General features: G+C 69.0%; 38 protein-coding genes. 2 read left to right on the top strand and 36 right to left on the bottom strand.

All coding sequences use genetic code 11. The annotated features are described in order from the left end of the window. Window positions 1-52 precede the first annotated feature (52 nt). A complete protein-coding gene (locus RNC47_RS29535; protein ID WP_311603082.1) occupies window positions 53-382 on the top strand; it encodes a hypothetical protein in 330 nt (109 codons plus the stop codon). Window positions 383-649: 267 nt separating this feature from the next. On the opposite strand, the gene RNC47_RS29540 is transcribed toward RNC47_RS29535, so the two are convergent. The 5 genes from RNC47_RS29540 to RNC47_RS29560 all read right to left on the bottom strand — a co-directional run bounded on the left by RNC47_RS29540 (window position 650) and on the right by RNC47_RS29560 (window position 3,852). Further along, complete coding sequence (locus RNC47_RS29540; RefSeq protein ID WP_311603083.1) at window positions 650-1,984, bottom strand: RNA polymerase sigma factor; 1,335 nt, start codon at window positions 1,982-1,984, stop codon at window positions 650-652. Beyond that, a complete protein-coding gene (locus tag RNC47_RS29545) occupies window positions 1,957-2,376 on the bottom strand; it encodes a YciI family protein (RefSeq protein ID WP_311603084.1) in 420 nt (139 codons plus the stop codon). The genes RNC47_RS29540 and RNC47_RS29545 overlap by 28 nt, the downstream gene beginning before the upstream one ends. A 129-nt stretch (window positions 2,377-2,505) precedes the next feature. Continuing rightward, entirely contained in the window at window positions 2,506-2,847 is a 342-nt protein-coding gene (locus tag RNC47_RS29550) for a helix-turn-helix domain-containing protein (RefSeq protein ID WP_311603086.1), read from the bottom strand. Then, window positions 2,847-3,221 (bottom strand): type II toxin-antitoxin system RelE/ParE family toxin, encoded by a 375-nt coding sequence (locus RNC47_RS29555; RefSeq protein WP_311603087.1) that lies wholly within the window; start codon window positions 3,219-3,221, stop codon window positions 2,847-2,849. The genes RNC47_RS29550 and RNC47_RS29555 overlap by 1 nt, the downstream gene beginning before the upstream one ends. A 67-nt stretch (window positions 3,222-3,288) precedes the next feature. Further along, window positions 3,289-3,852 (bottom strand): TetR/AcrR family transcriptional regulator, encoded by a 564-nt coding sequence (locus tag RNC47_RS29560; protein WP_311603088.1) that lies wholly within the window; start codon window positions 3,850-3,852, stop codon window positions 3,289-3,291. Between the two features lie 108 nt (window positions 3,853-3,960). Between RNC47_RS29560 and RNC47_RS29565 the strand changes: the two genes are divergently transcribed. Then, the gene (locus tag RNC47_RS29565; RefSeq protein ID WP_311603089.1) at window positions 3,961-4,863 is read left to right on the top strand and encodes a zinc-binding dehydrogenase; all 903 of its coding nucleotides are present in this window, start codon (window positions 3,961-3,963) and stop codon (window positions 4,861-4,863) included. A 61-nt stretch (window positions 4,864-4,924) separates the two neighbouring features. Here the strand turns inward: RNC47_RS29565 and rplQ are convergent, their stop codons facing one another. The 31 genes from rplQ to rpsJ form a co-directional block, all read right to left on the bottom strand. Further along, a complete protein-coding gene (rplQ, locus tag RNC47_RS29570) occupies window positions 4,925-5,464 on the bottom strand; it encodes a 50S ribosomal protein L17 (protein WP_311603091.1) in 540 nt (179 codons plus the stop codon). A gap of 347 nt (window positions 5,465-5,811) precedes the next feature. Continuing rightward, on the bottom strand, window positions 5,812-6,834 hold the full coding sequence (locus tag RNC47_RS29575; RefSeq protein ID WP_311603092.1) for a DNA-directed RNA polymerase subunit alpha: 1,023 nt from the start codon (window positions 6,832-6,834) through the stop codon (window positions 5,812-5,814). 113 nt (window positions 6,835-6,947) lie between these two features. Next, window positions 6,948-7,574, bottom strand: a complete 627-nt coding sequence (rpsD, locus tag RNC47_RS29580; protein WP_311603093.1) for a 30S ribosomal protein S4 — start codon at window positions 7,572-7,574, stop codon at window positions 6,948-6,950. Window positions 7,575-7,601: 27 nt separating this feature from the next. Next, window positions 7,602-8,006: a 30S ribosomal protein S11 gene (gene rpsK / locus RNC47_RS29585; RefSeq protein WP_019433438.1), complete on the bottom strand. Its 405-nt coding sequence runs from the start codon at window positions 8,004-8,006 to the stop codon at window positions 7,602-7,604. A gap of 72 nt (window positions 8,007-8,078) precedes the next feature. Beyond that, window positions 8,079-8,459: a 30S ribosomal protein S13 gene (gene rpsM, locus RNC47_RS29590; RefSeq protein WP_311603097.1), complete on the bottom strand. Its 381-nt coding sequence runs from the start codon at window positions 8,457-8,459 to the stop codon at window positions 8,079-8,081. A 193-nt stretch (window positions 8,460-8,652) separates the two neighbouring features. After that, window positions 8,653-8,766 carry a 50S ribosomal protein L36 gene (rpmJ, locus tag RNC47_RS29595; protein ID WP_049567412.1) on the bottom strand — a complete coding sequence of 38 codons (114 nt, stop codon included), beginning with the start codon at window positions 8,764-8,766 and terminating at the stop codon, window positions 8,653-8,655. 28 nt (window positions 8,767-8,794) lie between these two features. Continuing rightward, window positions 8,795-9,016 (bottom strand): translation initiation factor IF-1, encoded by a 222-nt coding sequence (gene infA, locus RNC47_RS29600; RefSeq protein ID WP_004927214.1) that lies wholly within the window; start codon window positions 9,014-9,016, stop codon window positions 8,795-8,797. Window positions 9,017-9,168: 152 nt separating this feature from the next. Next, window positions 9,169-10,005 (bottom strand): type I methionyl aminopeptidase, encoded by an 837-nt coding sequence (map, locus tag RNC47_RS29605; protein WP_311603101.1) that lies wholly within the window; start codon window positions 10,003-10,005, stop codon window positions 9,169-9,171. Between the two features lie 24 nt (window positions 10,006-10,029). Then, window positions 10,030-10,686 (bottom strand): adenylate kinase, encoded by a 657-nt coding sequence (locus tag RNC47_RS29610; RefSeq protein ID WP_311603103.1) that lies wholly within the window; start codon window positions 10,684-10,686, stop codon window positions 10,030-10,032. Beyond that, window positions 10,686-12,008: a preprotein translocase subunit SecY gene (gene secY / locus RNC47_RS29615; RefSeq protein ID WP_311603105.1), complete on the bottom strand. Its 1,323-nt coding sequence runs from the start codon at window positions 12,006-12,008 to the stop codon at window positions 10,686-10,688. Before secY ends, RNC47_RS29610 begins: the two co-directional genes overlap by 1 nt. Window positions 12,009-12,227: 219 nt before the next feature. After that, window positions 12,228-12,713, bottom strand: coding sequence for a 50S ribosomal protein L15 (rplO, locus tag RNC47_RS29620; protein WP_311603107.1), 486 nt, complete (start codon window positions 12,711-12,713; stop codon window positions 12,228-12,230). Between the two features lies 1 nt (window position 12,714). Continuing rightward, window positions 12,715-12,897, bottom strand: coding sequence for a 50S ribosomal protein L30 (rpmD, locus tag RNC47_RS29625; RefSeq protein WP_132930159.1), 183 nt, complete (start codon window positions 12,895-12,897; stop codon window positions 12,715-12,717). Next, on the bottom strand, window positions 12,897-13,499 hold the full coding sequence (rpsE, locus tag RNC47_RS29630) for a 30S ribosomal protein S5 (RefSeq protein ID WP_113689461.1): 603 nt from the start codon (window positions 13,497-13,499) through the stop codon (window positions 12,897-12,899). The genes rpmD and rpsE overlap by 1 nt, the downstream gene beginning before the upstream one ends. Before the next feature lie 35 nt (window positions 13,500-13,534). Further along, the gene (gene rplR, locus RNC47_RS29635; RefSeq protein WP_311603111.1) at window positions 13,535-13,918 is read right to left on the bottom strand and encodes a 50S ribosomal protein L18; all 384 of its coding nucleotides are present in this window, start codon (window positions 13,916-13,918) and stop codon (window positions 13,535-13,537) included. Window positions 13,919-13,920: 2 nt separating this feature from the next. After that, window positions 13,921-14,460: a 50S ribosomal protein L6 gene (gene rplF / locus RNC47_RS29640; RefSeq protein WP_311603113.1), complete on the bottom strand. Its 540-nt coding sequence runs from the start codon at window positions 14,458-14,460 to the stop codon at window positions 13,921-13,923. A 22-nt stretch (window positions 14,461-14,482) separates the two neighbouring features. After that, complete coding sequence (gene rpsH, locus RNC47_RS29645) at window positions 14,483-14,881, bottom strand: 30S ribosomal protein S8 (protein WP_311603115.1); 399 nt, start codon at window positions 14,879-14,881, stop codon at window positions 14,483-14,485. 96 nt (window positions 14,882-14,977) lie between these two features. Next, window positions 14,978-15,163: a type Z 30S ribosomal protein S14 gene (locus tag RNC47_RS29650; RefSeq protein WP_132930155.1), complete on the bottom strand. Its 186-nt coding sequence runs from the start codon at window positions 15,161-15,163 to the stop codon at window positions 14,978-14,980. 3 nt (window positions 15,164-15,166) lie between these two features. Beyond that, window positions 15,167-15,736 carry a 50S ribosomal protein L5 gene (gene rplE / locus RNC47_RS29655; RefSeq protein WP_311603117.1) on the bottom strand — a complete coding sequence of 190 codons (570 nt, stop codon included), beginning with the start codon at window positions 15,734-15,736 and terminating at the stop codon, window positions 15,167-15,169. After that, window positions 15,736-16,059, bottom strand: a complete 324-nt coding sequence (gene rplX / locus RNC47_RS29660) for a 50S ribosomal protein L24 (protein WP_132930153.1) — start codon at window positions 16,057-16,059, stop codon at window positions 15,736-15,738. Before rplX ends, rplE begins: the two co-directional genes overlap by 1 nt. A gap of 2 nt (window positions 16,060-16,061) precedes the next feature. Beyond that, window positions 16,062-16,430 carry a 50S ribosomal protein L14 gene (rplN, locus tag RNC47_RS29665; RefSeq protein WP_059012876.1) on the bottom strand — a complete coding sequence of 123 codons (369 nt, stop codon included), beginning with the start codon at window positions 16,428-16,430 and terminating at the stop codon, window positions 16,062-16,064. A 4-nt stretch (window positions 16,431-16,434) separates the two neighbouring features. Further along, window positions 16,435-16,716 carry a 30S ribosomal protein S17 gene (rpsQ, locus tag RNC47_RS29670; protein WP_132930152.1) on the bottom strand — a complete coding sequence of 94 codons (282 nt, stop codon included), beginning with the start codon at window positions 16,714-16,716 and terminating at the stop codon, window positions 16,435-16,437. Continuing rightward, window positions 16,716-16,970 carry a 50S ribosomal protein L29 gene (rpmC, locus tag RNC47_RS29675; protein ID WP_311603122.1) on the bottom strand — a complete coding sequence of 85 codons (255 nt, stop codon included), beginning with the start codon at window positions 16,968-16,970 and terminating at the stop codon, window positions 16,716-16,718. Before rpmC ends, rpsQ begins: the two co-directional genes overlap by 1 nt. Then, entirely contained in the window at window positions 16,970-17,389 is a 420-nt protein-coding gene (rplP, locus tag RNC47_RS29680) for a 50S ribosomal protein L16 (RefSeq protein WP_132816524.1), read from the bottom strand. Before rplP ends, rpmC begins: the two co-directional genes overlap by 1 nt. A 4-nt stretch (window positions 17,390-17,393) precedes the next feature. Further along, a complete protein-coding gene (rpsC, locus tag RNC47_RS29685) occupies window positions 17,394-18,239 on the bottom strand; it encodes a 30S ribosomal protein S3 (protein WP_311603125.1) in 846 nt (281 codons plus the stop codon). Next, window positions 18,239-18,586, bottom strand: a complete 348-nt coding sequence (rplV, locus tag RNC47_RS29690) for a 50S ribosomal protein L22 (RefSeq protein ID WP_311603127.1) — start codon at window positions 18,584-18,586, stop codon at window positions 18,239-18,241. Before rplV ends, rpsC begins: the two co-directional genes overlap by 1 nt. A gap of 40 nt (window positions 18,587-18,626) precedes the next feature. Continuing rightward, entirely contained in the window at window positions 18,627-18,908 is a 282-nt protein-coding gene (gene rpsS, locus RNC47_RS29695; RefSeq protein ID WP_311603129.1) for a 30S ribosomal protein S19, read from the bottom strand. A gap of 12 nt (window positions 18,909-18,920) precedes the next feature. Then, window positions 18,921-19,757: a 50S ribosomal protein L2 gene (gene rplB, locus RNC47_RS29700; protein ID WP_311603131.1), complete on the bottom strand. Its 837-nt coding sequence runs from the start codon at window positions 19,755-19,757 to the stop codon at window positions 18,921-18,923. Between the two features lie 38 nt (window positions 19,758-19,795). Beyond that, entirely contained in the window at window positions 19,796-20,134 is a 339-nt protein-coding gene (gene rplW / locus RNC47_RS29705) for a 50S ribosomal protein L23 (RefSeq protein ID WP_311603133.1), read from the bottom strand. Next, window positions 20,134-20,802: a 50S ribosomal protein L4 gene (gene rplD / locus RNC47_RS29710; RefSeq protein WP_311603135.1), complete on the bottom strand. Its 669-nt coding sequence runs from the start codon at window positions 20,800-20,802 to the stop codon at window positions 20,134-20,136. Before rplD ends, rplW begins: the two co-directional genes overlap by 1 nt. A 7-nt stretch (window positions 20,803-20,809) precedes the next feature. Continuing rightward, on the bottom strand, window positions 20,810-21,454 hold the full coding sequence (gene rplC / locus RNC47_RS29715) for a 50S ribosomal protein L3 (RefSeq protein ID WP_311603136.1): 645 nt from the start codon (window positions 21,452-21,454) through the stop codon (window positions 20,810-20,812). Window positions 21,455-21,470: 16 nt separating this feature from the next. Next, entirely contained in the window at window positions 21,471-21,779 is a 309-nt protein-coding gene (gene rpsJ / locus RNC47_RS29720; protein ID WP_016473429.1) for a 30S ribosomal protein S10, read from the bottom strand. Between the last annotated feature and the right edge of the window lie 527 nt (window positions 21,780-22,306).

Below are 22,306 nucleotides of genomic sequence, written 5' to 3' on the forward strand. Positions count from 1 at the left end.
CGCAGCGCAATAGGGCCTCACCTGCCACGAACGTGAGGGAGCAAAAGGTCAGATGAGCTACGACCGAGACCGTGACCGCCCGCTGTCGGACGCGAGCCTGCGGCTGCTGCCGTGGGAGTCGCCGGAGGGCAAGCCGTGCTACCTCAGGGGCGACGAGGGCGATCCCGGCCGGCTCGCGTTGATCGCGGACCGGGCCGAGGAGGATCAACTGCGACTCGGCGCGAACGCGTTGGCGCACGCCGAGCGCGTCCTCGGCGTTCCCACCGCCGGCCCCCTGACCCTGCGGGTGGCCCTTCAGCGGTCCGCGACCTCGCTCTCCGACATCCTCCGCATCGCCGACAGCCGGGGTGCCCGGCTCGCCGACCAGGGGCCGGACCGCTAGCCGAAATTCCCTATCGCGAATTCGCTATTCTGCAATAGGGGATGATCACCCAGCACCGACGAGATACCACCTTCACGACAAAGTACCTGCTCTTGAGGAAGATTTGAGCTTTCGTTCTCGACACCCGTGTCGAGGCAGCAAGAAAGCCTGACGCCCATTCTTTACAAGAGAAAAGCAGCAGGGATACGCTCTCGAACACCCCCCGAACGCGCCGGTGCCCGCTCCCCTCCCCTGAGGGCGGGCGCCGGCGCTCCCCCTGACCGGATGTCAGTCCAGGGCGGCGGCCTTGCGCAGCAGCACGGACCGCTCGCGCGCGTTGCCGCACAGCCGGGCGGCGAGCTCCAGTTCGGCCCGCGCCTCCACCGGGCGGCCGAGCCGGGTGAGCAGTTCGCCGCGCACGCTCGGCAACAGGTGGGAGCCGGAGAGCCGTCCGGAGACGGCCAGTTCGTCCACGAGGGCCAGCGCCTCGTCGGGTCCCTCGGCCATGGCGACCGCGACGGCCCGGTTGAGTTCGACGACGGGTGAGGGGGCGACCCGGCCCAGCGCCTCGTAGAGGAGCACGATCCGCTGCCAGTCGGTCTCCGCGACGGAGGGCGCCGCCGCGTGGCACGAGGCGATGGCCGCCTGGAGCCCGTAGGGGCCGAGCCCTCGCCCGCGCGCCCCCGCCAGGCCGAGGGCCGCGAGGCCGCGCCGGATGGCGGACCGGTCCCACAGGCGCCGGTCCTGGTCCTCCAGGAGCACCGCCTCGCTGTCGGGCCCGACGCGGGCGGGGAAGCGCGCGGCCGTCAGCTCGCACAGCGCCAACAGGCCGTGCACCTCCGGCTCGTCGGGCAGCAGCGCGGACAGCATCCGGGCCAGCCGGATCGCCTCGTACGCGAGCTCCTGCCGCAGCAGCCGGTCGCCGCCGGTCGCCGTCGAGCCCTCCGTGAAGATCACGTACAGCACGCTCAGGACGCCGCCGAGGCGCTCGCGCCGCTCCTCGGCCGGCGGCAGCTCGAACGGCACGCCGGCCGCCGCGATCGTCTTCTTCGCCCGGGTGATCCGCGCCTGCACGGTCGGCACAGGCACCAGGAACGCGCGGGCGATCTCCTCGCTCGACAGGCCGCCGACCGTGCGCAGCGTCAGGGCGACGCGGGCCTCGGGCGCGAGCACCGGGTGGCAGGCGACGAACATCAACGCGAGGACGTCGTCGTCGACCCGGTCCGGGTCCCACGGCAGGTCGTCGGAGCGCTCGGGCGGGACGAGCGCGCCCGAGCTGGCCTGCCCCTCCCCCAGTTGGCCGGCGAGGTGCGCGTAGCGCTCGTCGAGGGCGGACCGGCGGCGGAAGCCGTCGATGGCGCGCCGGCGCGCGGTGGCGAGCAGCCAGCCCACCGGGTTCGCCGGGGCGCCGTCGCGGGACCAGGTGACGAGCGCCTCCGCCACCGCCTCCTGCGCGACGTCCTCGGCGAGGGCGAACTCCCCGGTGTAACGGGCCAGGGCGCCGATGATCTTCGGTGACTCGATCCGCCAGACGGCCTCGACCGCCCGCCGCGCCGACTCGGTGACCGGCGGGCCGTCGTCGACCGGCATCGGCGTCAGAGCTGACCGGTCCGCTCGCGCCATGCCCGCTCCTTGATGATCCACTCGTTGTCCTGCGGGAACTCGTCGATGCTCGGCACCCGGCGGATCTCGCACTTGGCGCCGGGGATGGCGGGCATGCGCCTGGCCCACTCGACGGCCTCCTCCTTGGAGGCCACCTCCAGGATGTAGAAGCCGCCGAACAGCTCCTTGGTCTCGCCGTAGGGGCCGTCGGTCACGACCGGCGTCTCGCCGCTGTAGTCGACGACCACGCCCTTCGACGGGTCGTCAAGACCCTCGGCGGCGACCAGCACGCCGGCCTTGATCAGCTCGTCGTTGAAGCGGCCCACCAGCTCCAGCATCTCCTCGAAGGGCGTCTCCATCATCTTGGCGTTGGACTCGTCGGTGCCCCGCATGATCAGCATGTACTTCGCCATCGTCGCTCTCCTCCGTCTCACCGAGGGCCGTCCTTCGACCCTCTCACCCCAAGGTCGAACGGGGAGGCCGCGGATCGACACGACGCACGAACGAATCGCGGATTTTTTTCAGGCGACCGGCGACGGGTGTCACCCGACGACGTACGACTCGTCCCCGAAGTCGGCGACGAGCTTCAGCTTGCCGCCGAGCGCCTTGACATAGGCGGCGAGCGTCTCGACCTCGCTCCGCCCCACCTGTCCCTTCTCGATGCGGGACACCCGCGCCTGGGTGACGCCCATGGCTCGGGCGACCTCCACCTGCGTGGTGTGCTGGCGCTTACGAAGCTCGGCGAGCCGATGCACGCGCGAGACGGTGATCATCACCTGGGCGCCCCGTTCGATCTCCTCCTTCTCGGCCTCGGTGAAGTGGAACTCCTCCTTCAGCCTCTCCCAGGACACGGCCTGGGGGTCCTTCGAGTGGTCCTGCGCCATCACGTTCCCGCCTCTCCCTCGATTCGTTTCAGATGGTGGGCGTATGCCTCTTCTGCCAGCGGCACGGCCTTCCGATACCACCCGGACCAGTTGCCCGCCTTGTCGCCGCCGACGAGAATCACCGCCTGTCGAACAGGGTCGAAGACGAACAGCAGGCGGACCTCGCTCGCACCCGTCGACCCCGGGCGCAACTCCTTGAGATTCGGCAGCTCGGAGCCCTTGATCGTGTCCACCAGCGGCCGGCCCAGGGCCGGGCCTTCTTCCTGCAACGCGGTGATCGCCTTGCTGACCTGTATCAGGGTGAGACGGTCGGTACGTCGGAGATCATGCAGCCACGACAGGGCCGGTTCAACGACGACGATCTCCCAGGTCATTCAGGCGACACCTCTCACCAGGCAGTTATAACTCTGCCAGCATACAACCTCAGCGTCATACGCGGCCTCAGTCGGACCCCAGCACCGCCAGGGCCAGCCGCTGCACGGAGCGGGTGAAGTGGCGGGGGTCCTCCGGGGTGGTGACGTGGCGGACGAGGTCGCCGTCGAAGGTGGCGAGGAGGGCGTGGGCGAGGAAGTCCGCGTCGGCGTCCGGGCGGCCGGCGGCGATCAGGCCGGCCAGGTGGGCGTGCCAGAAGCGGTAGCTGGGGTCGGCGTACTTGTCCTCCGCGCACGCCTGCTCGTGGGCGGCGAACAGCACGGCGTTGCGCTCGGCGATGGCGCCGAGGCCGTCGAGGAAGGCGAGCAGCCGCTCCCGGACGGGCGCGCCCGGGCCGAGGGGCGGGGGCCCTTCGGCGACGGCCTCGCGCAGCTCGCGGGACCGCTCCTCCAGCAGCGCCTGGAGCAGGCCGGCGCGGCTGCCGAAGCGGCGGAAGACGGTGCCCTTGCCGACGCCGGCGAGGGCGGCGACCCGGTCGAGCGAGACATGGTCGCCGCCGCCCTCGGCGAGGAGCCGTTCGGTGGCGTCCAGCACGGCACGGCGGTTGCGGGCCGCGTCGGCACGCTCGGGCATCGCGGCTCTCCTCACGGACGACGACTCGGACCGGCAGTCCGGTTATGCTACCGTGCGTCGACCAACCGGACTGACAGTCCGCTTACTTCCTCCGAAGGGTCCTCCGCCATGCGCGCGCTCCTCGTCGACCCCGACGCTCCCGGCTCGCTCCGGCTCTCCACCGCCGCCGAGCCCGAGCCGGCCCCGCACGAGCTGCTCATCGACGTCACCCACATCTCCCTCAACCGGGGCGAGGTCCAGTTCGCCGGCCGGCGTCCCCCCGGCACCGTGCACGGCTACGACGCGGCCGGCGTCGTGGCGCGGGCCGCCGCGAACGGCTCGGGTCCCGCCGTGGGGACCCGGGTCGCGGCCTTCGGCGCCGGCGCCTGGGCGGAGCGGATGGCCGTGGACACCACGGCGGTGGCCGAGGTGCCGGACGGCGTCGACCCGGCCGACGCCGCCGCCCTGCCGATGGCCGGCGTCACCGCGCTGCGGACGCTGCGCGCCCGGGACATCCTGGGCCGCCGGGTCCTGATCACCGGCGCGGCGGGCGGGGTCGGCCGGTACGCCGTCCAGCTCGCGGCGCTCGGCGGGGCGCGGGTGATCGCCTCGGTGGGCTCGGCGGCCCGCGCGGCGGGCCTGCGGGAGCTCGGCGCGCACCAGGTGGTCTCGGGCCTCGACGGGATCGACCGGCCGGTCGACCTGATCCTCGACACGGTCGGCGGACCGCAGCTCGCCGCCGCCTGGGAGCTGCTCGCACCGGGCGGCGTCGTCCAGAACATCGGCTGGGCGTCCGACGAGCCGGCGGTCTTCGCCCCCTACTCGCTGTTCTCCATCGGACCCGCCAAGACGATGAGCACGTTCGGCGACGTCCGGGAGGTCGGCCCCGACCTGGCCACCCTGCTCGGCCTGGTCGCCGCGGGCCGCCTCTCCCCCGAGATTGACTGGCGCGGCCCCTGGGAGCGGATCGACGAGGCGGCGCGGGAGCTGCTCGACCGGCGGATAGCCGGCAAGGCGGTGCTCGACCTGTAGGAACGCCGTCGGGCCCGCTCCCCGGAGGGGGAACGGGCCCAACGGACGGTACTCGGCGAGATCAGGCGTCCTTGGACTCGTCCTTCGACTCGTCCTTGGTCTCCTCGGCGGCCTCATCGGCAGCCTCGTTGACGGCCTCGGTCTCCTCGTCCGCCTTCGACAGGTCGGCCTTGGCCTCGTCGGCCTCCTTCACCGCGCGGCGGGTGGCGGCCTCGGCCTCACCGACAGCGGCCTGCTGCACGGTCAGGGCCTCCACCAGCTCGATCACGGCCATCGGGGCGTTGTCGCCACGACGCGGACCGATCTTGGTGATCCGGGTGTAGCCGCCCGGGCGGTTGGCGAACTTGGGGCCGATCTCCGTGAAGAGCGTGTGGACGACGCTCTTGTCGGTGATCGTCTGCATCACCTGGCGACGGTTGTGCAGGTCGCCCTTCTTGGCCTTGGTGATCAGGCGCTCGGCCACGGGGCGCATCCGGCGGGCCTTGGCCACGGTGGTGGTGATGCGGCCGTGCTCGAACAGCGCCGTGGCGAGGTTCGCGATCATCAGCCGCTCATGGGCGGGGCTGCCGCCCAGCCTGCGGCCCTTGGTGGGCGTAGGCATATCTCTCTCCTGTCGTTCTGCGCCGGCCGTGTCAGGTACCGACGTCAGTCATGACGCCCGGGAGATTCCCCGAACGCCGGGCGCCTGCGGCGAGCCTCGCCACAGGCGTTCCGCACCGGCCGTACGAGGCACCGGTGTCGGTGGCCACCGCCCCGGCCTGGCGGCCGGACCGTAGCCGAGGCCGGGCTCCGGGAGCTTCGCTCCCGAGCCCGGCCGCCGGCCGAAGGCCGGCAGGCCGCCGGCCAAGCCGCCGGCAGGCGACCGGCAGGCGACCGGCGGTCGCCGTGGCCGCGGACCGTGGCCAAGCCACGCGCCGCGGTCCGTGGCCAGGGCGCAGCGGCCAGCGTCTAGTACTGCTCGGTCTCCGCGAAGCCGGTGTCGCCGTCGTCGTCGGCGCCGAAGGCGTCGGCCGCGGTGGTGGGGTCGAATCCGGGCGGGCTGTCCTTGAGGGCCAGGCCCATGCCGGCCAGCTTCGCCTTGACCTCGTCGATCGACTTGGCACCGAAGTTGCGGATGTCCAGCAGGTCCGCCTCGGAGCGGGCGACGAGCTCGCCGACCGAGTGGATGCCCTCGCGCTTGAGGCAGTTGTAGGAGCGGACCGTGAGCTCCAGCTCCTCGATCGGCAGCGCCAGGTCCGCGGCGAGCGCCGCGTCCGTCGGCGACGGGCCCATGTCGATGCCCTCGGCGTCGACGTTGAGCTCGCGGGCCAGACCGAACAGCTCGACCAGCGTCTTGCCGGCGGACGCCATGGCGTCACGCGGCCGCATGGCCTCCTTGGTCTCGACGTCGACGATCAGCTTGTCGAAGTCGGTGCGCTGCTCGACGCGGGTGGCCTCCACCTTGTAGGTGACCTTCAGCACCGGGCTGTAGATCGAGTCGACCGGGATGCGGCCGATCTCCTGGCCGACCTGCTTGTTCTGCACGGCCGAGACATAGCCGCGACCGCGCTCGACGGTCAGCTCCATCTCCAGCTTGCCCTTGCCGTTCAGGCTGGCCAGGACCAGGTCGGGGTTGTGCACCTCGACACCGGCCGGCGGCGCGATGTCGGCGGCGGTGACCAGACCCGGGCCCTGCTTGCGCAGGTACATCACGACCGGCTCGTCGTGCTCCGAGGAGACGACCAGCTGCTTGATGTTCAGGATCAGGTCGGTGACGTCCTCCTTGACGCCCGGCACGGTGGTGAACTCGTGCAGCACGCCGTCGATGCGGATGCTGGTGACGGCGGCGCCGGGGATGGAGGACAGCAGGGTCCGGCGCAGCGAGTTGCCGAGGGTGTAGCCGAAGCCCGGCTCCAGCGGCTCGATCACGAACCGGGAGCGGAACTCGTCGACGACCTCTTCGGTCAGGGAGGGGCGCTGAGCGATCAGCATGGGTTACGACTCCAGTCTCCGGCACCCGCTATTTGATGCCGGACCAGACGACACAGCGATGTTTCGAGGGTAAGGGCGGGGCCGACCGAAACGGCCGACCCCGCCCACCCGGGTCACTTCGAGTACAGCTCGACGATCAGCTGCTCCTGCACCTGGGTGTCGATCACCTGGCGCTCGGGCAGCGAGTGGACGAGGATCCGCAGGCTCGACGGGATCGACTCCAGCCACGCCGGAACGGTCTTGTCGCCGGCCTCCGCCTGGGCCACCTGGAAGGGGGTCAGGGTGCGGGAGGACTCACGGACCTCGATGATGTCGTTCGGCGACACCCGCGCGGACGGGATGTCGGTCTTCCGGCCGTTGACCGTGATGTGGCCGTGCCGGACGAGCTGACGGGCGTGGTCGCGGGACTTGGCGAAGCCCGCCCGGTAGACCACGTTGTCGAGGCGGGACTCGAGGATGCGCAGCAGGTTCTCACCGGTCTTGCCGGACTGCCGGTTGGCCTCGTTGTAGTACCCGCGGAACTGCTTCTCGAGGACACCGTAGATCCGCGCGCACTTCTGCTTCTCACGCTTCTGCAGCAGGTACTCGCTGTCCTTGGTGCGCCCGCGCCCGTGCTCACCCGGGGGGTAAGGACGGATCTCGATCGGGCACTTCGCGCTCTCGCACTTCGCTCCCTTGAGGAAGAGCTTCTGCTTCTCCCGACGGCAACGCTTGCAGTCGGCCCCGGTGTAACGCGCCATGGTTTCTTGTCTCCTACTTCACTTCGCTCAGACGCGGCGGCGCTTGGGCGGGCGGCAGCCGTTGTGCGGGGTCGGGGTGACGTCCTGGATCGAGCCCACCTCGAGGCCGGTGGCCTGGAGGGAGCGGATCGCGGTCTCCCGGCCGGAGCCGGGGCCCTTCACGAAGACGTCGACCTTCCGCATGCCGTGCTCCTGGGCACGACGCGCGGCGTTCTCCGCGGCCATCTGGGCGGCGAACGGCGTGGACTTCCGGGAGCCCTTGAAGCCGACGTGGCCGGCCGAGGCCCAGGAGATCACGTTGCCGGACGGGTCGGTGATCGAGACGATGGTGTTGTTGAACGTGCTCTTGATGTGGGCGTGCCCGTGAGCGACGTTCTTCTTTTCCTTGCGGCGCACCTTCTTGGCGCCGGCAGTACGGCCCTTTGGCGGCATCTGCTTGGTTTCTCCCCTGGAGGTGGTCGGTCCTGCTTACCGGACCGCTGGACGAGCGTGATCCGGTGCGGACTACTTCTTGCCCGGCTTCTTCTTGCCGGCGATCGCGCGACGCGGACCCTTGCGGGTACGCGCGTTGGTCTTGGTGCGCTGGCCGTGGACGGGCAGGCCACGACGGTGGCGCAGCCCCTCGTAGCAGCCGATCTCGACCTTGCGACGGATGTCGGCCTGGATCTCGCGACGGAGGTCACCCTCGGTCTTGATGTTGGCGTCCACGTACTCGCGGAGCTTGACGAGGTCCTCCTCGCCGAGATCGCGAACGCGGGTGTCCGGGTTGACCCCGGTGCTGGCCAGCGTCTCCTTGGCAAGGGTGCGCCCGATGCCGAAGACGTAGGTGAGGGCGACCTCGACGCGTTTGTCGCGCGGGAGGTCGACGCCTGCGAGGCGTGCCATAGTGCGTGGCTCCTGGTGATTGGTGGAGGTCTGCCGCAGCACCGTTCCCGGCCTGGCGAGCCGGGTCCCCGGCCTCCGCCGAGGGTGTCGTCCCCGCGCGACTCTCGGCGCGAGGGGTCGGGTGACTGCGATTCTCTTGTCTGGGTGCGTCGCGCGAAGCGGCCGCGAAAAGTGCTGGCTGGTGGAGCCGCGATCAGCCCTGGCGCTGCTTGTGGCGCAGGTTCTCGCAGATGACCATGACCCGCCCGTGGCGGCGGATCACCTTGCACTTGTCGCAGATCTTCTTGACGCTCGGCCTGACCTTCATGGGTTTCTCAGGTTCTCCGGGTCTAGGTCTACTTGTAGCGGTAGACGATCCGCCCGCGCGTCAGGTCGTAGGGAGAGAGCTCCACCACGACCCGGTCGTCGGGAAGGATACGGATGTAGTGCATCCGCATCTTGCCGCTGATGTGCGCGAGGACCTGGTGGCCGTTCTGAAGCTCCACCCTGAACATCGCGTTCGGCAGAGACTCGACGACCGTGCCCTCGATCTCGATGGCCCCTTGTTTTTTGGCCATGCTTGAGCGCTTCACCTTCCGGGATCGGCTACCTGGATGGCTCCGCGCACACAAAGGGAGAGGGTGCACAGAACCGACTCATCAGAGTACGGCACCCCACCCGAAAAGACCAATCAGACCCATCATGAGGGTCTTCCCACCGAGAAAGATCATTAAGCCAGCGGATCGGGGGCGGCCGTCACGCCGAGCTCGGCCAGCCGGGCCCGGCCGCCGTCCGGGGCGGTGAGGACCAGCGGCCCGTCCTCGGTGAGCGCCACCGAGTGCTCCCAGTGGGAGGCCCAGCTGCCGTCGTTGGTCTTGACGGTCCACTCGTCGGCCAGCACGTGCGTCCTGGGGGTGCCGAGCGAGATCATCGGCTCGATCGCCAGGCAGAACCCGGGCACGAAGCGCGGGCCGCGGCCGCGCCTGCGGTCCACGTAGTTCAGCAGGTGCGGGTCCATGTGCATCTCGCTGCCGATGCCGTGGCCGCCGTAGTCCTCGACGATGCCGTACCTGCCGGAGGCGGGCCGCGGCTGGCGGCGGATGTAGCTCTCGATGGCCTTGGAGACGTCCACCAGGCGGTTGCCCTTGCGGAACGCGGCGATGCCGGCCCACAGGGACGCCTCGGTCACCCGGCTCAGCTCGACGAGCTCGGGGGCGTGGCCCTCGCCGACCAGCACGGTCAGCGCGGCGTCCGCGTGCCAGCCGTCGACGATCGCGCCGGCGTCGATCGACAGCACGTCACCGGACCTCAGCACGGTCTCGCGGTCCGGGATGCCGTGCACCACGACGTCGTTGACCGAGGTGCAGATGGTCGCCGGGAAGCCGCCGTAGCCCAGGAAGTTGGGCTTGGCGCCGTGGTCGGCCAGGGTCTGGGCGGCGACGTCGTCCAGGTCCTTGGTGGTGGCGCCGGGCACCGCGGCCTCCGCCGTCCTGCGGTGTATCTCGGCCACCACCAGGCCGGCGGCCCGCATCTTCGCGATCTGCTCGGGGGTCTTGATCTCGACCATCGGTATCGACGTGCCCTCTCCCCGTCAGACAGTGCGCTTCGGGAGGGCGGCCAGCGCCCGCCGCGTCACCTCGGGCACCGGGGCCAGGGCCGTGATCGTCACGACCAGGCCCTGCTCCCGGTAGTAGTCGATGATCGGCTCGGTCTCCTCGTGGTAGACCGCGAGGCGCTTGCGCACCGTCTCCTCGTGGTCGTCGTCCCGCTGGTAGAGCTCGCCGCCGCACTCGTCGCAGACGCCCTCGACCTCGGGCTTCTTGTACTCCACGTGGAAGGTGTGGCTGCTGTCCTTCCGGCAGGTGCGCCGGCCGGCGATGCGCTTGACCACCTCTTCCTCGGGGACCTCCAGGTCGAGCACGGCGTCGAGCCGCTGCCCCTGCTCCTCCAGCAGCGCGTCCAGGGCCTTGGCCTGGCCGATGTTGCGGGGGAAGCCGTCCAACAGGAATCCGTCCTCGGCGTCCGGTTTCGCCATCCGGTCCGCGGCCATCGCGATGGTCACCTCGTCCGGCACCAGGCCGCCGGAGCGCAGGATCGACTCGACCTGGCGGCCGAGCTCCGTGCCCTGGCTGATGTTGGCGCGGAAGAGGTCGCCGGTGGAGATGTGCGGGATGTCCAGGTGCTGGGCGAGCAACGCGGCCTGCGTGCCCTTGCCCGCGCCCGGCGGACCGACGAGGACGATTCGCATCAGCGGAGGAACCCTTCGTAGTTGCGCTGGTGGAGCTGGCTCTCGATCTGCCGCACCGTCTCCAGGCCGACACCCACGATGATCAGGATGGAGGTGCCACCGAAGGGGAAGTCCTGCTGAGCGTCGAACATCACCAGCGCCACGGTGGGCACCAGGGCGATCAGGCCGAGGTAGAGCGATCCCGGCCAGGTGATGCGGTTCAGCACGTAGCTCAGGTACTCGACCGTCGGCCGACCCGCACGGATGCCCGGGATAAAACCACCATACTTCTTCATGTTTTCGGCCACCTCTTCGGGGTTGAAGGTGATGGCCACGTAGAAGAAGGCGAAGAAGACGATCAACAGGAAGTAGGTGACGATGTAGTACGGGTGGTCGCCACCGGCGAAGTACCGGTTGATCCAGTCCGCCCAGCCCGCGTCGGAGCCGGCGAACTGCACCAGCAGCTGCGGGATGTAGAGCAGCGAGGAGGCGAAGATCACCGGGATCACACCGGCCTGGTTGACCTTGAGCGGGATGTAGGTGGAGGTGCCGCCGTAGGAGCGCCGACCGATCATGCGCTTCGCGTACTGCACCGGGATCCGGCGCTGGGCCAGCTCGACGAAGAGCACGAGGCCGACCATGGCCAGACCGCAGGCGACGACGACGCCGAACTCGATCCAGCCGTCGGCGAGGCTGCCCTGCTGCTTGATCTGCCACATGGCGCCGGGGAAGCCGGCGGCGATGGACACGAACATCAACATGGACATGCCATTACCGATACCCCGGTCCGTGATCAGCTCACCCATCCACATGATGAGCGCGGTCGCCGAGGTGAGCGCGACCACCATCACCAGCGTGGTGAAGATCGAGTCGTCCGGGATGATGTCGTTGGCCACCGAGCACTGGGGGAACAGGGTGCCACTGCGGGCGGTCGCCACCAGACCCGTGGCCTGGAGCACCGCCAGCGCCATCGTCAGGTAGCGGGTGTACTGGGTGATCTTCGCCTGGCCGGCCTGGCCCTCCTTCTTCAGGGCCTCCAGCCGGGGGATCACCACGACCAGCAGCTGGAGGATGATGCTCGCCGTGATGTACGGCATGATCCCCAGCGCGAAGATGGTCAACTGCAACAGCGCCCCGCCGCTGAGCACGTTGACCAGACCGAACAGGCCGGAGCCGGCCCCCGCGGCGTCCGCCTCCCTTACGCACTGATCGACATTCTGGAAGCTGACGCCCGGCACCGGCACATGCTGTCCGAGCCGGAACACCACGACGATGCCCAGAGTGAAGAGCAGCTTCTTACGCAGATCGGGCGTCTGGAACGCCCGGGCGAACGCGGTGAGCACGGCTCCTCCAGCGCCTCCCCGCCTGCGGCGGTGGAGGTTCGGTCTTGAAGTCCAATGAGTGACAGAACGAGTGGGACAGTTCTAGGGCACAGCGAGAGCTGAGAAAGCGCAACGGACGCAACCTTACCGGCGGATACGCCAGGCCGGAACGACTGACCGGGGATGCCCAAGAAGCGGACATCCCCGGTCACTCACATTTCCGACCTGCCGAACGCCGGTTCAGGAACGCTCGGTGACGGTGCCGCCCGCGGCGGTGATCTTCTCCTTGGCGGAGGCGGAGACGGCGTCGACCGTCACCGTCAGCGCCACCGAGATCTCGCCGGTGCCGAGCACCTTGACCAGCTCGTTCTTCCGAACCGCGCCCTTGGCCACCAGGTCCTCGACGGTGACCTCGCCGCCCTCCGGGTAGAGCACCGCGAGCCGCTCCAGGTTGACGACCTGGAACTGCTTGTGCGCGATGCTCTTGAAGCCCTTCATCTTGGGCAGCCGCATGATCAGCGGCAGCTGGCCACCCTCGAAGCCGGCCCGAACCTGGTACCGCGCCTTGGTGCCCTTGGTGCCGCGACCAGCGGTCTTACCCTTGGACGCCTCACCGCGACCCACTCGGATCTTGGACTTCTTGGCGCCCGGGGCCGGGCGCAGGTCGTGGAGCTTGAGCGGCGCGCTCTCGGCGCTCTCCGCGCTGTCCTTGGCGAGCTCCGCCATCTCAGTCCACCTCCTCGACCGTCACCAGATGACGCACGGTGTTGGCCATGCCGCGGATCTCCGGGCGGTCATCCTTGACGACCACGTCGTTGATACGCCGCAGCCCGAGCGAGCGCAGCGTTTCCCTGTGGTTCTGCTTGCTCCCGATCTGGGACTTCACCTGAGTGATCTTCAGCTGCGCCATCACGCACCCACTCCGGCACGCGCCCGCAGCAGAGCGGCGGGGGCGACGTCCTCGAGCGGCAGGCCACGACGGGCCGCGATCTCCTCGGGGCGCTGCAGGCCCTTCAGCGCGGCCACCGTGGCGTGCACGATGTTGATCGGGTTCGACGAACCGAGCGACTTGCTCAGCACGTCGTGGATACCCGCGCACTCCAGCACGGCGCGCACCGGGCCACCGGCGATCACACCGGTACCCGGGGAGGCCGGCTTGAGCAGCACGACGCCCGCCGCCTCCTCGCCCTGGATCGGGTGCGGGATGGTGCCCTGGATCCGGGGGACCTTGAAGAAGTGCTTCTTGGCCTCCTCAACGCCCTTGGCGATGGCGGCCGGCACCTCCTTGGCCTTGCCGTAACCGACACCCACGGTGCCGTCACCGTCGCCCACCACGACCAGCGCGGTGAAGCTGAAGCGACGACCACCCTTCACTACCTTGGCGACACGGTTGATCGCGACGACGCGCTCGACGTACGCGGTCTTCTCAGCGGCGGCGCCGCCGTCCCGGCCCTTACGGTCCCGCCGCTCGCCGCCACCGGCGCCGCCACCGCGGCGCTGGGGTCCAGCCATTGGATTACCTCTCTCGTTGCTCGGACGGGACCGGCTCAGAACTTGAGCCCCGCCTCGCGGGCGGCGTCGGCCAGCGCGGCGACGCGCCCGGCGTACTTGTTACCGCCGCGGTCGAACACGACGGTCTCGACACCGGCGGCCTTGGCACGCTCCGCGACCAGCGCGCCGACCTTCTTGGCCTGCGAGCTCTTGTCGCCCTCGCCGCCACGGATCGACGCGTCCAGCGACGAGGCCGAGGCCAGCGTGTGGCCCACGGTGTCGTCGATGACCTGCGCCACCATGTGGCGGTTGGAACGGGTCACGACCAGGCGCGGACGCTCGGGGCTGCCCGAGATCTTCTTGCGGATGCGGATGTGCCGACGCTTGGCCGCCACCCGCTTCCGCGCGTCGCCCTTGGCGATCTTCAGTCCGTATGCCATGGCTACTTACCAGCCTTTCCGACCTTGCGGCGGATGACTTCGCCCTCGTACTTGACGCCCTTGGCCTTGTACGGGTCGGGCTTGCGCAGCTTGCGGATCTTCGCTGCGACCTCGCCCACCTTCTGCTTGTCGATGCCCTCGACACTGAACCGGGTCGGGGTCTCGACCTTGAAGGTGATGCCCTCCGGCGGCTCGATCAGGATGGGGTGGCTGTAGCCCAGGGAGAACTCGAGGTTGCTCCCCTTGGCCTGGACGCGGTAACCGACACCGCTGATCTCAAGCTTCTTGACGTACCCCTGGGTCACGCCGACGATCAGGTTGTCGATCAGCGTGCGGGACAGGCCGTGCAGGGCCCGGTTGCGGTTCTCGTCGTTGGGACGGGTCACCACGATGGTGCCGTCCTCAGCCCGCGCGACCTCGATCGGCGACGCGACGGTGTGCGAGAGGGCGCCCTTGGGGCCCTTCACCTCGACCGTGCGGCCTTCGATGGTCACGTCCACGCCGGCGGGAACCGGGATGGGCTGCTTGCCGATGCGCGACATGGCTCTTCCTCCGTTCCCTTCGTCACCAGACGTAGGCGAGGACTTCCCCACCCACGCCCTTCTTCTGCGCCTGCTTGTCGGTGAGCAGCCCGTTGGAGGTGGAGATGATCGCCACACCCAGGCCACCGAGCACCCTCGGCAGGTTGGTTGACTTCGCGTAGACCCGCAGGCCCGGCTTCGAGATCCGCTTGATGCCGGCGATCGAGCGCTCGCGGTTGGGGCCGTACTTCAGCTCGAGGACGAGGGCCTTGCCCACCTGGGCGTCCTCGGTCTTCCAGCCGGTGATGTAGCCCTCCTGCTGGAGGATCTCCGCGATGTGCGTCTTGATCTTGCTGTGCGGCATCACGACGGTGTCGTGGTACGCCGAGTTCGCGTTACGCAGACGTGTGAGCATGTCTGCGATCGGGTCGGTCATGGACATAAAACGGCCTTTGGCCTCTCTCACCGGGGTTTCTCGCGGGGGTCCGCGCCACGTCAGCGGCGCGGACACCCCACGGGACCTACGGCGTAGTAGGTGTTACCAGGAGCTCTTGGTGACGCCCGGCAGCTCGCCACGGTGCGCCATCTCGCGAAGGCACACGCGGCACAGGCCGAACTTGCGGTACACGGAGTGCGGCCGACCACAACGCTGGCAGCGCGTGTAGCCACGCGAGCTGAACTTGGGCTTGCGGGCGGCCTTGGCGATCAGAGCCTTCTTCGCCATGGTTCACGCCTCCTTGAACGGGAATCCGAGGAGACGCAGCAGGGTGCGGCCCTCGTCGTCGGTGTTCGCCGTGGTGACCACGGTGATGTCCATGCCCCGGACCCGGTCGATCTGGTCCTGGTCGATCTCATGGAACATGACCTGCTCGGTCAGGCCGAACGTGTAGTTGCCCCGGCCGTCGAACTGCTTCGGCGACAGGCCGCGGAAGTCACGGATCCGCGGCAGCGCCAGCGAGAGCAGGCGGTCGAGGAACTCCCACATGCGGTCGCCGCGCAGCGTCACGTGCGCGCCGATCGGCATGCCCTCGCGCAGCTTGAACTGCGCGATGGACTTGCGGGCCTTGGTCACGGTCGGCTTCTGGCCGGTGATCGTGGCGAGGTCGCGGACGGCCCCGTCGATCAGCTTGGAGTCGCGGGCGGCGTCGCCCACACCCATGTTGACCACGATCTTGGTCAGCCCCGGCACCTGCATGACGTTGGCGTACTTGTACTCGTCACGCAGCTTGCCAGCGATCTCCTCGCGGTACCGCGTCTTCAGACGCGGCGCGGTGGTCGTCGGAGTAGCAGTGGTCATCAGATGTCCTCACCGGTCCGCCGGGCAACGCGGATCTTGTTGCCGTTGTCGTCGAAGCGGTAGCCGACGCGGGTGGTGACCTTCTTGCCGTCCTTCTCCACCACGAGCGCGACGTTGCTCACGTGGATCGGGGCCTCGGTGGTGATGATGCCACCGGTCTTGGAACCACGGGCGGTCGTGCCGGCCTTGGTGTGCTTCTTGACCCGGTTGACACCCTCGACCAGGACGCGGTCCTCGCGGGGGTAGGCCACGATGACCTTGCCCTGCTTGCCCTTGTCCTTGCCGGTGATGACCTGAACCAGGTCGCCCTTCTTGATCTTCATGCTCACAGCACCTCCGGCGCGAGCGAGATGATCTTCATGAACTTCTTCTCGCGCAGTTCACGGCCGACCGGGCCGAAGATACGGGTGCCACGGGGGTCGCCGTCGTTCTTCAGGATGACGGCGGCGTTCTCGTCGAAGCGGATGTACGAACCGTCCGGACGACGGCGCTCCTTGACGGCGCGCACGACGACCGCCTTGACGACGTCACCCTTCTTGACGTTACCGCCCGGGATCGCGTCCTTGACGGTGGCGACGATGACGTCGCCGATGCCCGCGTAACGGCGACCGGATCCGCCCAGAACACGGATGCAGAGGATCTCCTTCGCACCCGTGTTGTCGGCGACACGCAGTCGCGACTCCTGCTGGATCATGTCGTTACTTCGCCTTCTCCAGAATCTCCACGACGCGCCAGCGCTTAGTAGCGGACAGCGGCCGGGTCTCCATCAGGAGAACGCGGTCACCGACACCCGCGGCGTTCTGCTCGTCGTGCGCCTTGAGCTTGTTGGTACGGCGGATGATCTTGCCGTACAGCGCGTGCTTGACCCGGTCCTCGACGGCGACGACGACGGTCTTGTCCATCTTGTCGCTGACGACCAGACCCTCGCGCGTCTTACGCCGGCCGCGCTCGGTCGTCTCAGTCACAGTGTTCTCACTCATCAGGCGCTCTCCACCGCCTCGGCAGCCTCGGCCGGCGCCGCCACCGTCTCGATGCCGAGCTCGCGCTCGCGCATGAGGGTGTAGACCCGGGCGATGTCCTTGCGCACGGCCTTCAGCCGGCTGTTGTTCTCCAGCTGCCCGGTCGCCGCCTGGAAGCGGAGGCGGAACAGCTCCTCCTTGGCCTCGCGCAGCTTCACAACGAGCTCCTCGTTGTTCAGCTCACGCAGCTCGGAGACCTTGGTACCGGCTGCCATCACGCCTCACCTGCCTCGCGCCGAACGATCCGGCACTTCATCGGAAGCTTGTGCGCGGCGCGGATCAGCGCCTCACGAGCGATCTTCTCGTTGGGGTAGGAGAGCTCGAACATCACCCGACCGGGCTTGACGTTCGCGACCCACCACTCCGGCGAACCCTTACCGGAACCCATGCGGGTCTCGGCGGGCTTCTTGGTCAGCGGACGGTCCGGGTAGATGTTGATCCACACCTTGCCGCCACGCTTGATGTGCCGGGTCATCGAGATACGCGCGGCCTCGATCTGCCGGTTGGTGACGTACGCGGCGGTCACGGCCTGGATGCCGTACTCGCCGAACGAGACCTCCGTGCCACCCTTGGCCTTGCCACTGCGCTTCGGGTGGTGCTGCTTGCGGTACTTGACCTTGCGGGGAATCAGCATGGTCTCAGCTCTCCGATCCGGACGTGCTCTCGCCGGCCGGAGCCGCGGCCGGAGCGTCGGCCTTGGGGGCCTCGGCGGCGGGCGCACCCTGCTGCTGCTGCGGACGACGGCCACGGCCGCCGCGCTCGCCACGACCACCGCGGGCCGGGCGGTCGGCGCCGGCGCCACCACGGGCCGGGCGGTTGCCGGCACGGGCCGCGGCGTTCTCCGCGCGAACCTCGGCGATGTTCTTCACGTCGCCCTTGTAGATCCACACCTTCACACCGATCCGGCCGAAGGTGGTGCGGGCCTCGAAGAAGCCGTAGTCCACGTTGGCGCGGAGCGTGTGCAGCGGCACCCGACCCTCGCGGTAGAACTCGGACCGGGACATCTCGGCGCCGCCGAGACGACCACCGCACTGGATCTTGATGCCCTTGGCGCCGGCCTTCAGCGTGCTCTGCATCGACTTGCGCATGGCACGCCGGAAGGAGACGCGGGAGGACAGCTGCTCGGCGACCGCCTGGGCCACCAGCTGGGCGTCCAGCTCGGGGTTCTTGACCTCGAGGATGTTGAACTGGATCTGCTTGCCGGTCAGCTTCTCCAGGTTGCCCCGGAGGCGGTCGGCCTCCGCGCCGCGGCGACCGATGACGATGCCGGGACGGGCGGTGTGGACGTCGACGCGGACCCGGTCACGGGTGCGCTCGATCTCCACCTTGGAGATGCCGGCCCGCTCCATGCCCTGGGTGAGCATGCGGCGGATCGCGACGTCTTCCTTGACGTAGTCCTTGTAGAGCTTGTCGGCGTACCAGCGCGACTTGAAGTCGGTCGTGACGCCGAGACGGAACCCGTGCGGGTTTACCTTCTGGCCCATTACCGGGTTCCTTCCTTGCTGCTGACGACCACCGTGATGTGGCTGGTCCGCTTACGGATCCGGTAGGCACGGCCCTGGGCGCGCGGCCGGAACCGCTTCAGGGTCGGACCCTCGTCGACGTACGCCTCGCTGACGTAGAGGCTGTCGACGTCCGTGTGGTTGTAGTTGTGCGCGGCGTTGGCGATGGCGCTGTCAAGCACCTTGCCCACGGGCACACTGGCGGCCTGCGGGGCGAAGCGCAGGACAGCCTGTGCCTCCGCGGCGTCCTTGCCACGGATGAGGTCCACCACACGGCGGGCCTTCATGGGCGTGACGCGGATGTACCGCGCGATAGCCCTGGCTTCCATGGTTGTCCCTTCGGTGTCGGTCATGGTCTGCTAACCCCGCTCAGCGCCGACGCGACTTGCGGTCGTCCTTGACGTGACCGCGGAACGTACGGGTGGGGGCGAACTCGCCGAGCTTGTGGCCGACCATCGACTCGGTGACGAACACCGGGACGTGCTTGCGGCCGTCGTGCACCGCGATCGTGTGGCCCAGCATGTCGGGGACGATCATCGAGCGGCGAGACCAGGTCTTGATGACGTTCTTGGAACCGGATTCGTTCTGCGCGTCCACCTTCTTCATCAGGTGGTCGTCGACGAAGGGTCCCTTCTTGAGACTGCGCGGCATCGAAACCTGCTCCTAGCGCTTCTTGTTCGTCTTGCGGCGGCGGATGATGTACTTGTTGCTGGCCTTCTTCGGCGCGCGAGTCCGGCCTTCCTTCTTGCCCCAGGGCGAGACCGGGTGGCGACCACCCGAGGTCCGGCCCTCGCCACCGCCGTGCGGGTGGTCGACGGGGTTCATCACGACACCGCGGACGCTCGGGCGGACGCCCTTCCAGCGCATCCGGCCGGCCTTGCCCCAGTTGATGTTCGACTGCTCGGCGTTGCCGACCTCGCCGACCGTGGCGCGGCAGCGCACGTCCACGAGACGGATCTCGCCGGACGGCATGCGCAGGTGGGCCATGCGGCCCTCCTTCGCCAGCAGCTGCACCGAGGCACCGGCGGAGCGGGCGAACTTGGCGCCGCCGCCGGGCTGGAGCTCGATCGCGTGGATCACGGTACCGACCGGGATGTTGCGCAGCGGCAGGTTGTTACCCGGCTTGATGTCGGCACCCGGGCCGTTCTCGACGCGGTCACCCTGTCGCAGGTTGGCCGGGGCGATGATGTAGCGCTTCTCGCCGTCGGCGTAGTGCAGCAGCGCGATCCGCGCGGTGCGGTTCGGGTCGTACTCGATGTGCGCGACCTTGGCCGGCACACCGTCCTTGTCGTGCCGACGGAAGTCGATGACGCGGTAGGCGCGCTTGTGCCCGCCGCCCTGGTGACGGACGGCCACACGACCGGCGTTGTCCCGGCCACCCTTGCTGTGCAGGGGGCGGACCAGCGACTTCTCCGGCGTGGACCGCGTGACCTCGACGAAGTCGGCGACGCTGGCGCCTCGACGGCCCGGAGTCGTCGGCTTGTACTTGCGGATTCCCATTTCTTAGTCCTCGTCCGGTATCGGACGGGCCGGCTCCCCTAGGAGAGGACCGGACCGCCGAAGATGTCGATGCTGTCGCCCTCGGCGAGGGTCACGATGGCGCGCTTGGTGTTGGCGCGCTTTCCGTAGCCGGTGCGGGTCCGCTTGCGCTTCCCCTGCCGGTTGATCGTGTGAACCGACTGGACCTTGACCGAGAAGACCGCCTGGACGGCCTGCTTGATCTGGGTCTTGTTGGCCCGCGGGTCGACGACGAACGTGTACTTGTTCTCGTCGAGCAGCGCGTAGCTCTTCTCGGACACCACGGGCTTGAGCAGCACGTCGTGCGGGGAGGTGAACTCCTTGCTGGAGACGACCTCGGCGACGGTCGAGTCGCTCATCAGGCTTCGCTCCCTTCGGGCTTGTCGAGCGCCACCTTGGCGGTGCCGATCGGGCCGGCCACGAAGCGGTCGAAGGCGGCCTTGGTGAAGACGACGTCGTCGGACTCGAGCACGTCGTACGTGTTCAGCTGACCCGGGTCGATGATGTGGACCTGGGGCAGGTTGCGGGCCGACAGCCACGCGGCGTTGTCCGCGCGGTCGGCGACCAGCAGCAGCTTCTTGCGGTCGCTGATCTTGCCGAACAGGCCGCGCGCCGCCTTGGTCGAGACCTCGCCGTCCACGACGCCGGTGACGACGTGGATGCGCTCGTGCCTGGCCCGGTCGGTGAGGGCGCTGCGCAGGGCGGCGGCCTTCATCTTCTTCGGGGTGCGCTGCGTGTAGTCACGCGGCACGGGGCCGTGCACGATGCCACCGCCGGTGAACTGCGGGGCGCGGACGGAACCCTGACGGGCCCGGCCGGTGCCCTTCTGGCGGTACGGCTTCTTGCCACCGCCGCGGACCTCGCCGCGGGTCTTGGCCTTGTGCGTGCCCTGGCGGGCGGCGGCCAGCTGCGCGACGACGACCTGGTGCATCAGCGGGACGCTGACGCGCGCGTCGAAGATCTCCGCGGGGAGCTCGACGGTGCCGGTCTTCTCGCCAGCGGGCGAAAGGATGTCAACGGTGCTCATGGATCCCTCAAGCCCCCTTGGCCGCGGTACGGACCAGGACGAGGCCGCCGTTGGGGCCGGGCACCGCGCCCTTGATGAGCAGCAGGCCCTTCTCCGCGTCAACGGCGTGGACGGTCAGGTTCTGGGTGGTCACGCGCTCGTTGCCGGTGCGGCCGGCCATGCGCAGACCCTTGAACACGCGGCCCGGGGTGGCGCAGCCACCGATGGAGCCGGGCGAACGGTGCTTGCGCTGCGTGCCGTGCGAGGCGCCGAGGCCGCCGAAGCCGTGGCGCTTCATGACACCGGCGGTGCCCTTGCCCTTGCTGGTGCCGGTCACGTCGACCTTGACGCCGGAGTCGAACACCTCGGCCGTGACCTCCTGGCCGAGGGTGTACTCGCTGGCGTCGGCGGTCCGCAGCTCGACCAGGTGGCGGCGCGGGGTGACGTCGGCCTTGGCGAAGTGGCCCTTGAGGGGCTTGTTCACCTTGCGCGGGTCGATCTCGCCGTAGGCGATCTGGACGGCCGAGTAGCCGTCGCGGTCGTCGGTGCGCACCTGGGTAACGACACAGGGGCCGGCCTTGACCACGGTCACCGGGACGATGCGGTTGTTCTCGTCCCAGACCTGGGTCATGCCGAGCTTCTCGCCCAGGACGCCCTTGATCTGCTTGGTCATCTTCGCTCCCGGCCTCTCAGAGCTTGATCTCGATGTCGACGCCGGCCGGCAGGTCCAGGCGCATCAGCGAGTCAACGGTCTTGGGGGTGGGGTCGAGGATGTCGATCAGCCGCTTGTGGGTGCGCATCTCGAAGTGCTCGCGCGAGTCCTTGTACTTGTGCGGCGACTTGATGACGCAGTACACGTTCTTCTCAGTGGGCAGCGGCACCGGGCCCGCGACCGACGCACCCGTGCGGGTCACCGTCTCGACGATCTTCTTCGCCGAGTTGTCGATGACCTCGTGGTCGTAGGCCTTGAGCCGGATGCGGATCTTCTGTCCCGCCATGGCTACTTCGTAGTCCTGTCTCTTCGTTTCCGCTCTGGCCCCCGGCGCCGTCCTCCGCCCCACCTCCGACCCACGCGGTCGGGCGTGTCGCTCTCCCTCCCTTATTTCGCCGCAGGGCGACCCCGTCGGGGTTTCCACTGCGAGGAGTGGGGGGAGACTGGTGGAGAACTCCACCGGGTACCTGGCTGGAGCCCCGCCCACGCTTCCCGGAAGATCCCGGTATTTCCGCCCTCATCAGGGACGACGAATACAGTGGGACTCGCTTCCGGTCCTCCCGGCGGGAGGCGCGCAGCATCGGCTCTCAACCGAGCAACCTGGTCAGTGTGCCACATGGGTCGGGGCCGGCACCAATCGGTCCTGCCGGACCGAACGGCTCGAAGGGCCCTCAGCCACGGCGCACCTCCCTACTCCGGCCTCGCGGGCGGGTGTTCGCGCTCCGCCGCCCTCCGCGGCGCTCCGCGTGCATTCCCCACCCACCCACCCACCCTTGGCCGCGCTGCGCAGCGCGACCAAGGGTGGGTGGGGAA

Origin of the sequence: Streptomyces millisiae (assembly GCF_031845425.1) — a bacterium.
Classification (GTDB): domain Bacteria; phylum Actinomycetota; class Actinomycetes; order Streptomycetales; family Streptomycetaceae; genus Streptomyces; species Streptomyces millisiae.

Bases quoted from the DNA above. Each gene is read 5' to 3' on its own strand.
- RNC47_RS29535 (WP_311603082.1), top strand. From the start codon at position 53: ATGAGCTACGACCGAGACCGTGACCGCCCGCTGTCGGACGCGAGCCTG.
- RNC47_RS29540 (WP_311603083.1), bottom strand. From the start codon at position 1,984: ATGGCGCGAGCGGACCGGTCAGCTCTGACGCCGATGCCGGTCGACGAC.
- RNC47_RS29545 (WP_311603084.1), bottom strand. From the start codon at position 2,376: ATGGCGAAGTACATGCTGATCATGCGGGGCACCGACGAGTCCAACGCC.
- RNC47_RS29550 (WP_311603086.1), bottom strand. From the start codon at position 2,847: ATGGCGCAGGACCACTCGAAGGACCCCCAGGCCGTGTCCTGGGAGAGG.
- RNC47_RS29555 (WP_311603087.1), bottom strand. From the start codon at position 3,221: ATGACCTGGGAGATCGTCGTCGTTGAACCGGCCCTGTCGTGGCTGCAT.
- RNC47_RS29560 (WP_311603088.1), bottom strand. From the start codon at position 3,852: ATGCCCGAGCGTGCCGACGCGGCCCGCAACCGCCGTGCCGTGCTGGAC.
- RNC47_RS29565 (WP_311603089.1), top strand. From the start codon at position 3,961: ATGCGCGCGCTCCTCGTCGACCCCGACGCTCCCGGCTCGCTCCGGCTC.
- rplQ (WP_311603091.1), bottom strand. From the start codon at position 5,464: ATGCCTACGCCCACCAAGGGCCGCAGGCTGGGCGGCAGCCCCGCCCAT.
- RNC47_RS29575 (WP_311603092.1), bottom strand. From the start codon at position 6,834: ATGCTGATCGCTCAGCGCCCCTCCCTGACCGAAGAGGTCGTCGACGAG.
- rpsD (WP_311603093.1), bottom strand. From the start codon at position 7,574: ATGGCGCGTTACACCGGGGCCGACTGCAAGCGTTGCCGTCGGGAGAAG.
- rpsK (WP_019433438.1), bottom strand. From the start codon at position 8,006: ATGCCGCCAAAGGGCCGTACTGCCGGCGCCAAGAAGGTGCGCCGCAAG.
- rpsM (WP_311603097.1), bottom strand. From the start codon at position 8,459: ATGGCACGCCTCGCAGGCGTCGACCTCCCGCGCGACAAACGCGTCGAG.
- rpmJ (WP_049567412.1), bottom strand. From the start codon at position 8,766: ATGAAGGTCAGGCCGAGCGTCAAGAAGATCTGCGACAAGTGCAAGGTG.
- infA (WP_004927214.1), bottom strand. From the start codon at position 9,016: ATGGCCAAAAAACAAGGGGCCATCGAGATCGAGGGCACGGTCGTCGAG.
- map (WP_311603101.1), bottom strand. From the start codon at position 10,005: ATGGTCGAGATCAAGACCCCCGAGCAGATCGCGAAGATGCGGGCCGCC.
- RNC47_RS29610 (WP_311603103.1), bottom strand. From the start codon at position 10,686: ATGCGAATCGTCCTCGTCGGTCCGCCGGGCGCGGGCAAGGGCACGCAG.
- rplO (WP_311603107.1), bottom strand. From the start codon at position 12,713: ATGGCGGAGCTCGCCAAGGACAGCGCGGAGAGCGCCGAGAGCGCGCCG.
- rpmD (WP_132930159.1), bottom strand. From the start codon at position 12,897: ATGGCGCAGCTGAAGATCACTCAGGTGAAGTCCCAGATCGGGAGCAAG.
- rpsE (WP_113689461.1), bottom strand. From the start codon at position 13,499: ATGGCTGGACCCCAGCGCCGCGGTGGCGGCGCCGGTGGCGGCGAGCGG.
- rplR (WP_311603111.1), bottom strand. From the start codon at position 13,918: ATGGCATACGGACTGAAGATCGCCAAGGGCGACGCGCGGAAGCGGGTG.
- rplF (WP_311603113.1), bottom strand. From the start codon at position 14,460: ATGTCGCGCATCGGCAAGCAGCCCATCCCGGTTCCCGCCGGCGTGGAC.
- rpsH (WP_311603115.1), bottom strand. From the start codon at position 14,881: ATGTCCATGACCGACCCGATCGCAGACATGCTCACACGTCTGCGTAAC.
- RNC47_RS29650 (WP_132930155.1), bottom strand. From the start codon at position 15,163: ATGGCGAAGAAGGCTCTGATCGCCAAGGCCGCCCGCAAGCCCAAGTTC.
- rplE (WP_311603117.1), bottom strand. From the start codon at position 15,736: ATGACCACTGCTACTCCGACGACCACCGCGCCGCGTCTGAAGACGCGG.
- rplX (WP_132930153.1), bottom strand. From the start codon at position 16,059: ATGAAGATCAAGAAGGGCGACCTGGTTCAGGTCATCACCGGCAAGGAC.
- rplN (WP_059012876.1), bottom strand. From the start codon at position 16,430: ATGATCCAGCAGGAGTCGCGACTGCGTGTCGCCGACAACACGGGTGCG.
- rpsQ (WP_132930152.1), bottom strand. From the start codon at position 16,716: ATGAGTGAGAACACTGTGACTGAGACGACCGAGCGCGGCCGGCGTAAG.
- rpmC (WP_311603122.1), bottom strand. From the start codon at position 16,970: ATGGCAGCCGGTACCAAGGTCTCCGAGCTGCGTGAGCTGAACAACGAG.
- rplP (WP_132816524.1), bottom strand. From the start codon at position 17,389: ATGCTGATTCCCCGCAAGGTCAAGTACCGCAAGCAGCACCACCCGAAG.
- rpsC (WP_311603125.1), bottom strand. From the start codon at position 18,239: ATGGGCCAGAAGGTAAACCCGCACGGGTTCCGTCTCGGCGTCACGACC.
- rplV (WP_311603127.1), bottom strand. From the start codon at position 18,586: ATGGAAGCCAGGGCTATCGCGCGGTACATCCGCGTCACGCCCATGAAG.
- rpsS (WP_311603129.1), bottom strand. From the start codon at position 18,908: ATGCCGCGCAGTCTCAAGAAGGGACCCTTCGTCGACGACCACCTGATG.
- rplB (WP_311603131.1), bottom strand. From the start codon at position 19,757: ATGGGAATCCGCAAGTACAAGCCGACGACTCCGGGCCGTCGAGGCGCC.
- rplW (WP_311603133.1), bottom strand. From the start codon at position 20,134: ATGAGCGACTCGACCGTCGCCGAGGTCGTCTCCAGCAAGGAGTTCACC.
- rplD (WP_311603135.1), bottom strand. From the start codon at position 20,802: ATGAGCACCGTTGACATCCTTTCGCCCGCTGGCGAGAAGACCGGCACC.
- rplC (WP_311603136.1), bottom strand. From the start codon at position 21,454: ATGACCAAGCAGATCAAGGGCGTCCTGGGCGAGAAGCTCGGCATGACC.
- rpsJ (WP_016473429.1), bottom strand. From the start codon at position 21,779: ATGGCGGGACAGAAGATCCGCATCCGGCTCAAGGCCTACGACCACGAG.